This window comes from Vibrio sp. D173a (assembly GCF_030248475.1).
In genome coordinates this window covers 1-782 of record NZ_JAHGAH010001032.1, presented here as the reverse complement: position 1 = coordinate 782, position 782 = coordinate 1, and the positions used below count along the sequence as shown (strand labels likewise).

General features: G+C 49.9%; 1 protein-coding gene. It reads left to right on the top strand.

What is annotated here, in order from left to right; all coding sequences use genetic code 11:
• Positions 1 to 126: 126 nt before the first annotated feature.
• The coding region (locus KIV40_RS31070; protein ID WP_285353150.1) for an FAD-dependent monooxygenase at positions 127 to 782 on the top strand (656 nt) is incomplete at its 3' end.

Genomic DNA, 782 nt, shown 5'->3' with positions numbered 1-782 from the left:
AAATGATTTGCCTGCGACTCGTTTGGGCCGGAATCTCGGATTAGCAGCAATGGATAACATCTCACCATTAAAAGCCCCTTTACTGCGTCATACGCTCGGCTTGGTTGAGAGATAAGGTAGATAATAATGATGCAAAGTGTTGATATCGCTATTGTTGGCGGTGGCATGGTTGGTTTGGCATTAGCCGCAGCGTTAAAAGACAGTGAGCTGCGAGTTGCTGTTATTGAAGGCAAAGCGCCGAGTGAAGGCCTTAATGAATTGCCAGATGTCCGAGTGTCGGCGTTTAGCCGTTCAAGCGAAGTGATCTTACGTAACCTTGGCGCTTGGCAGGGCATTGAACAGCGACGTGCAGCGCCATATCAGGCGATGGAAGTGTGGGAGCAGGACAGCTTCGCGCGTATAGAGTTCGATTCTACTCGTCTGGCTCAGCCTAACCTCGGTCATATTGTTGAGAACCGAGTTATTCAGCTCGCGCTATTAGAGCAAGTGAAGAAGCAAGACAATGTTCGCCTGTATATGCCAGCAACATGCAGCTCTTTAGCTATTGGTGAGAGCGAGGCGTGGCTAACCCTAGATAATGGACAAGCGTTGACAGCGAAACTGGTGGTCGGCGCTGATGGTGCAAACTCTTGGGTGCGCAGACAGCAAGACATTCCACTGACGCATTGGGATTACGGCCATAGTGCAATCGTGGCAAACATTCGTACTGAATCTGCGCATGAGAGTGTAGCTCGTCAAATCTTTACTCCTCAAGGTCCTCTGGCTTTCTTGCCAATGCAGTC